At 37.4% G+C, this 7,414-nt stretch carries 7 protein-coding genes; all 7 read right to left on the reverse strand.

All coding sequences use genetic code 11. The features are described 5' to 3' along the window. Positions 1–448: 448 nt before the first annotated feature. The 7 genes from BBROOKSOX_RS08020 to BBROOKSOX_RS08050 all read right to left on the reverse strand — a co-directional run bounded on the left by BBROOKSOX_RS08020 (position 449) and on the right by BBROOKSOX_RS08050 (position 7,034). Positions 449–1,438: a S49 family peptidase gene (locus BBROOKSOX_RS08020; RefSeq protein ID WP_139660796.1), complete on the reverse strand. Its 990-nt coding sequence runs from the start codon at positions 1,436–1,438 to the stop codon at positions 449–451. Positions 1,439–1,590: 152 nt separating this feature from the next. Further along, entirely contained in the window at positions 1,591–1,821 is a 231-nt protein-coding gene (locus BBROOKSOX_RS08025) for a hypothetical protein (RefSeq protein WP_139660798.1), read from the reverse strand. Positions 1,822–2,171: 350 nt separating this feature from the next. Next, positions 2,172–4,430 (reverse strand): nitric-oxide reductase large subunit, encoded by a 2,259-nt coding sequence (locus BBROOKSOX_RS08030; RefSeq protein ID WP_139660801.1) that lies wholly within the window; start codon positions 4,428–4,430, stop codon positions 2,172–2,174. A gap of 22 nt (positions 4,431–4,452) precedes the next feature. Continuing rightward, positions 4,453–5,574, reverse strand: coding sequence for a copper-containing nitrite reductase (gene nirK / locus BBROOKSOX_RS08035; RefSeq protein ID WP_139660803.1), 1,122 nt, complete (start codon positions 5,572–5,574; stop codon positions 4,453–4,455). 78 nt (positions 5,575–5,652) lie between these two features. Continuing rightward, entirely contained in the window at positions 5,653–6,327 is a 675-nt protein-coding gene (locus tag BBROOKSOX_RS08040; RefSeq protein ID WP_139660806.1) for a Crp/Fnr family transcriptional regulator, read from the reverse strand. Positions 6,328–6,349: 22 nt separating this feature from the next. Beyond that, on the reverse strand, positions 6,350–6,631 hold the full coding sequence (locus BBROOKSOX_RS08045) for a hypothetical protein (RefSeq protein WP_139660808.1): 282 nt from the start codon (positions 6,629–6,631) through the stop codon (positions 6,350–6,352). 13 nt (positions 6,632–6,644) lie between these two features. Then, positions 6,645–7,034, reverse strand: coding sequence for a hypothetical protein (locus BBROOKSOX_RS08050; protein WP_180323918.1), 390 nt, complete (start codon positions 7,032–7,034; stop codon positions 6,645–6,647). Positions 7,035–7,414 lie beyond the last annotated feature (380 nt).

Here is a 7,414-nt window from a genome sequence, read left to right on the forward strand (position 1 = left end):
AGAGCACAACTTATTGCCATGAGTCACAATCTTAAAACTGGGATGAATATTTTTAAACAAATGCGAAGTCTAAGGGGTTGTTACGCCCAATGAGTGGGAGAGGACTAAAAATAGAGAAATAAAGCAATAAACAGCGGGGAAAATAAGGTTTTTTTTGGACTTTATGAAAAAATACAGGTAGTTTTGAAAATATTTTTGAAAAAATCTAAAAATTGAAATTAGGGTGGAGAATTATGAGTTATGCAAAAGTCTCTAGTTGTTTTTTGAATTTGGTATAAGACTCCAAGTGAGTGAAAAGTGAATTTTTTGATGATTATTCCTATTTATTGCAAAGGTCTCAAATAATATATGCCTTACCATCAAACCCACGCCTACGAGACACAAGCAACCTAACCCATCTCTTACACCAAGCACTAGATTTTATTCAAAGAATGACTTCAACAGGATGTTACTGTAAAGTAGACATCCAACTTTTAGAAAAAAACTGATTGCCAATAACCAAAGCAATATTTTTAGCACTTACCTCAGTTAATTCTTCCAACAAAGTCTTTTCTTCTTCATACAAAACTCTGGTCTTAACCCCAACCAACTTTGTTGCCACAAAATTGGCATCGCCAATCCCATCAATCAAGCCCAAATCATAGGCATCTTGCCCAAGCCAAACCAATCCAGTAAACAAATCTTTATTGTCTTTAAGTCTATTACCTCTACCCTTTTTGACGGCATTAATAAAGTTTTGGTGCGCTTTGTCCAAAATTTTAGTTTGAATATGATTAATTGTCGCCTCATCCTCAGGCAAGAACATATCCCCTAATCCTTTATTTTTTCCTGCCGTATATAGTCTGCGTTCAATACCGATTTTTTGCATTGCATCAACCACACCAAAACCCGACATCACCACGCCAATACTGCCGATAATTGATGATTCGTCAGCATAAATTTCATCAGCGGCAGCAGCAATATAATAACAGCCCGATGCACAAACATCCTCAGCCACAACATAGAGTTTTTTATTAAATTTCGCTTTTAAACGATTAATCGCCTTATAAATTCGACTGGATTGCACTGGCGAGCCACCCGGTGAATTGAGTCGCAAAATCACCGCTTTGGCGTTTTCCGCCTTAAAAGCCTCTTGCAACAATTCAATAGCATCATCTGCATTAATGCCACCTGCACTTTGAATAACACCACTTAATAGCACCTCCGCCACAAAAGGCGATTCTTTTTCCATGGCATCTTGCAAAATACCACTTTCACGCAAACTAACATAAGACACACTGAAAATATAGCCAAAAAACAACAAACTCAACAAGATTCGCCAGCGTCGTTTTGACTTATTTTGTCGCACAAACTCATGCGCAATATCAGCTAATTGCTCCTCACTACTACGCTTGACATTGTCATTCTTGCTTTTAAAGAAACCAAACAATCCACTCATTATCATTTTCCTAACAAAAAAATATTTATTTTACTGACTCTTATAAACAATAAAGTAACAAAACGAATCAAACTTTGCTTTGCTAGTTTCAGTTGCTGGTTATTTAAATTACAATGTGTTGGGCGAATAAATCGTATTCTGACCCCAATTATTTATTTATTTGGCCAATTATTTTTTTGACCCCAATCGCCAGTTATAGTCTCATCTATTATCTTTAAGCCATCAAGCGCAACATCAGCGACATCTTCTGCAGCATCAACTGTAAAATCAGACACATCATTGGCTGCTCCAGCTATACCATTACCTATATCGTCGAAAATCCCTGCATTTACAAACCCTATTGCTGTTGCCGGCATAATCGCTAATATACTTTTGTTTTTCATAATTTTCCTCGTGATTATGCCAAAATTGGTACCTCAAAACCTCGAATTAACGAGGTTAAAAATACCGATTTTTTTTACAACTCTCTACCCTAATTTTACTGTCCCTTTGTTAAAATTTCTAATTTGAATAACGCCATAGTCTTTTGCTTCTGGTTGTTTAGATTCTAGCATACTGGTCTATCTTTAATAACACTCAACCCTTCTATTCTACTATTTTAAATCGCAAATTTTTAATGATAATACACGCCCATTCAAGTTCCAAGTGCAACTTTTTACCCCCTTGAATTCAAATTACAAGTGCAACACATTCCATAGAAAATGTGATTATGGGCAGCTACCCATACTTAGTGTTATTTCTTGACAAATGCTTTAAACACGAACCAGGAAAAAGCAAATACGCCAACGGCAAAGACAGTATCGCCCGGCACTCTAGCCCACACCAACGCATGCATAATATCGCTTTGCATAAATTCAACACTGCGAGCAGAGACATAACTGTGCGCGATGCTTTGGTAGGTTTGCCATAGTCCTTGTGGCAATAAAGACAAAAATGTCATCATTGCCAGACCAATATTAAGCGACCAAAAAGTAATTTTCAAAAGCCTAGTGTCCCATTGTTTGATGTCGGTTAAACCCCGCATAGCATATAGCATCAAACCAAGACCAAGCATCCCATAAACGCCAAACAATGCCGCATGTCCGTGGTTAGCAGTAATATTTAAGCCTTGCATATAATAAAGTGCAATAGGTGGATTGATTAAAAATCCAAACAAACCTGCGCCAACCAAATTCCAAAACAATACTGCACTAAAAAACATAAACGGCCAATGGTAGTTTTCTTGCCAAGTTTGCTGGTTTTCTAATTTTTTATGGTTATACGCCTCAAATCCAATGACGACTAATGGCACCACTTCAAGCGCTGAAAAACTCGCACCCACTGCCATCACTGAGATCGGCGTTCCACTCCAATATAGATGATGTAGCGTACCTAACACACCACCACCTAAAAAAATAATCGTGGTAAAAATTACCATGGTAGTGGCAACCGAGGTTCTTAATAACCCCATACGCACAAACAAAACTGAAATAATAGCAGTGGCAAACACTTCAAACACACCCTCAACCCAAAGATGAACCACCCACCAGCGCCAATATTCCATAATGCTTAAGTTGGTGTTTTTTCCCCACATAAACCCAGCAGCATATAACAAACCGATAGAAACAGTAGCAAGCACAACAACAAACAAGAGTGATTTTAAATTTTTATCCTTAAAGGCAGGAAGCAAGGCTCTTAACAATAAAACCACCCACAACAACAAACCAATAAACAAATAAATTTGCCAGAAACGCCCTAAATCGATATATTCATAGCCTTGATGTCCAAACCAAAAATTTAGACTTAAGTTTTCAATAAAACCATTGACTGCCAGCCATTGCCCTGCAAATGATCCTACCACAATTAACAACAAACTAAAAAATAGAAAATTCACACCAAAGCGTTGAAATTTTGGCTCATGCCCTGAAATCAGTGGTGCAACATACAGCCCAGTCGCCAACCAAGCGGTTGCAATCCAAAAAACTGCCAGCTGTGTGTGCCAAGTTCTGGTTACCGCATAAGGAATATAACTTGCAATATCAATACCATACAAACCCTGCCCATCTACAGCATAATGTGCAGTAATAACGCCTAACAATACTTGGGAGACAAACAATGCGGTTACCACCCAAAAATATTTTGCAGTGGCTTTCATTGAGGGTGTTACTTTGTTATTTTCAATAAAATCAGTTGTGGCAATACCCTGCTCAGGTTCTGAGTTTTGACGCCATTTGTCAAATTGAGAAGCATAATACCAAACAATAGCACCAATACCCGCTAGCAATAAAAATATTGAAATAATGCTCCATAACAAAACTGAAGGCGGCGGCGTGTTGCCTATTAATGGCTCATGCGGCCAATTACTGGTATAAGTAACCTCATCCTCAGGGCGGTTAGTTGACGCTGCCCATGCTGACCAAAAAAAGAAGGCACTAAGCTTTCTGGCTTTTTCCTTGTCAAGAATCATTTTAATTGGAAAGGCGTAATCTTCACGAAGTTGTTGATATTCTTGCTTATTTGAGGTGTATAAATCAATATAGTGTCGTTGCGTTTCAGCAATTGCCAAGGCACGATTTTGACTAATAGTAATCACACCTGTTGTTGCATTATAGGTATTGGTTCGCATTTCATCTTTTAAGATGATTTTATGCGCTTCTCGCGTTTGGTATTTATTGTTCAGATAAAAGCCACTGGATTTTATGATATCTAACAAAGATAAGGCCTCTCGATGTAGCCAATCTGCGCTCCAATCAGGTGCCAAATAGCTACCATGACCCCAAATTGAACCTTGTTGCATACCCCCTATGGTTTGCCAAATATTTTGCCCATCTTCAATGTCTTGTTTGCTATAAATCACATTACCATTGACAATTTGCACTGCATTTGGTATTGGTGGTGCTTGCTGATAAATCTGTCCACCAAGATATAACAAGGCAGAAAAGGACAAAATTAAACTAACAATCAACGCTATCCACAATCTTTTAATGGTAAAAAAATCTGAATAATTTTTCATAGATTACTCCTTTAAAATGACATTATCTAATTTTGCTCGGCGCTCTAACCTGCTCCATTAAATCATTATTCCATTGACCTTCAACTTTCACATGTGCCGCACCACCAAGCATAATTGCCTCAATTAGATTGTGGTTTACATAAGCATAAATACCCGGTTGTTTAAAAGTGTACATTGCAGCCACCGCTTCACCACCATTGACACGCCAAGTTTCCCTATCAACCGTTGGCGTATTATTAAAGGAGCCACCTGGCCACACCAAATCGCCATGCCCGCCAATTAAATGAATGCGAGAATCTTCATTGGCTTGTGAATGAATAAACAATACCGTCTCACCAACCTTGGCTGTCATTGCGTTTTTACCTGTGAGTGCACCTTTTTTGCCGTTGTAAGTAATATGCGTTGGCACCAAGCCTTTCATGACTTTTAAAGTATCGTTCATAGAGGCAACCGCATTAGGGTAGCGCTTGTAATTGCCTTGTGCATCTTGTGGCACATACCAACCCTGCTCGCCCACATAATAGGCCCGATCATAAGTGACTAAGTTGTCTTTATTGTCTCTTAACCCCTCTTTTGGTAGTATCATAATTGCACCATACATGCCTGAAACCACATGGTACGGAATCATAATGCCACCAGGTGCGCAATGATAAACATAAGTGCCTGGCTTGTTGGCTTTAAAGCGTAAAACTACTTCCTCCCCAGGGGCTACTTTAGTTAAAGCGCCCCCACCTAAGGCACCTGTTGAAGCATGAAAATCAATATTATGCACCAAAAGATTGGTGCTTGGATTTTTGAGTGTTAATTCAACATAATCCCCCTCATGCACTACCATCAATGGACCTGGATTAGTGCCAGCAAAGGTCATTGCCTGCACAAAAACCCCTGGTTCCACTTCAATTTCCTTCTCCTCAATGATCATTTCCATTTCAATAATTCGAGACTTACCCGAATAGCGCTGCTGGTGTTTTGGCAAAAAAGGCGGTGCAACCAAGATTTGTTTTACTCGTTCCAAACCCTCTAGATTAGACTTAACACCAATATTGGCAATATAGCCCTGAGCTTCGGTCTGCGCTATAACCACATTAGATAATGACATTAATAACGCCACACTTAAACTTAATTTTTTAAACAGTTGTTTCATTTTTCTCTCCTCATTTACATTGAATCAGAAGTCAATCATACTAAGGTACTCACTAAGTATCATTGACTTAAGTCAAGCTCAAGTAATAATAATATTTTTTAACTCAGCTACTTTGAGCAACATAATATGATCGCTATCAACGGTTATCAAGCCTTGTTTAGAGAGCTCTTTGAGTATGCGTGATAGTGTTTCAGGCTTAATGGAGAGTTGTGATGCTAAGATATTTTTAGCAACAGACAAATCCACATCATTTGATCTTTTTGCATTGGCAAGCAAAAACCGAATTAATCGATATTTGCCATCATGTAAAACCAAATGATTGATCTCTCTCGTTGCCCAATGCAGTCGTTGGGATAATTTTCCCATCACTTTAAAGCAAGATTTGGGCGAGGATTCCAGTATCTTTAGATAACAATCAATATTGATGCGCAATACCTTGCTATACCCTAATGCAGTTGCGTTTAAAGGGTATCTTTTTTTGCCTAAAAACATCACAGCCTCAGCAAAGCTATGCCCTGGATGGATAACATCAACTACTTTTTCAAAGCCTTCTGAGGACAAAAATGCCAGCTTTATTTTGCCATCAACTAACAGAAAAAAATCTTTTGCTGTTTGCCCTTGCTCAAAAAGACGCTGCTGGCTTGCCACCCTGACAAACACAGTAGATTGACTAATTTGTGCCAATTCATTCATAGTAAAATCAGCAAATAACGCATTCGTCTGCAGGGTTTTTTGATGTTCAGCACTTAGCATAATTCACTCCTTTGTCTTGTCATTAATACTTAAATTTTATCCGAATTGACACCTTACCTGCATTCTTAAATTTTAAGTTAATATCCACAATATCAATCTCACTTAAGGGTTTTTTCAAGCCCATAAAAATATCAGAAAGGAGGTTTTTGAAATGGCGTGCATTTATCTTAACCTGTGATTGCTTACAAACATTATCTAAATTATCATTCAAATTTCCTTGATGAAAGTCAAGCGAATGCTTGTATTGAAAATTTGATAAAGCAAAACAATGAAAAGAGGATGATAATAAATAAGGTGAATTCAAGGCGAGTCCTTATTCAAAAAAGTAGTAATGATATTACTGCACTTGCTAACCCCGCATCCCAAACCGCATAAGCATATAATAAAAAATCATTATCTTGTGTCGTTTGTTTTATATACCAATAAATCCAGCCAGTGTAAGCAATAAAGATAAAGGAGGCCAAATAATTTCCATCACTAATTTGAAATAGTGCCCAGACTATTATGGGTATATCAAATGGGAAGAATTTTATTGCAAACGAAATTATCTTGTTTTTTGATTTTATTTGAGTTATCAAAAATAGGATTAAAAATATACCACCAAAAACAATATAATTGCTTTCATACTCTGTACCGCTTAAGACTAGAAAAACAATAAAAAGCTCTGACATCATGTCGCGTAAAACAAGGGTAATTTTTTTTTGCACTTGGGCGAAATATCTATGCAGTTTGAAATTAAGCGATAGAGGGCAAAAGATATCATCAATGCATACATATACAGGGTAGTTTCTTTTCCAGTAAAAATAAAGATGGTAAATGGTAAAAGATAATTTAGTACAATAATAGCTCTCTTAGATTCACATCATAAGTGCAACACTCAATTAGTCGGTCAAAGGGTATATTAACCACTCTTTAATCCGACAAGAAAAAGGAATGAAACATGCAAAAATATACGCAATTGACCTACGAACAAAGATACCATATTTCCCCAATCCAAAAATAAAAACCAAAAAAACGCACAAACCCCAACTGGTATAATGATTTCAACCAAAAAACAGTTTCACCTATTAGGTGAAAACCAAAGACA

It is taken from the genome of bacterium endosymbiont of Bathymodiolus sp. 5 South (assembly GCF_900128535.1).
GTDB lineage: Bacteria > Pseudomonadota > Gammaproteobacteria > PS1 > Pseudothioglobaceae > Thiodubiliella.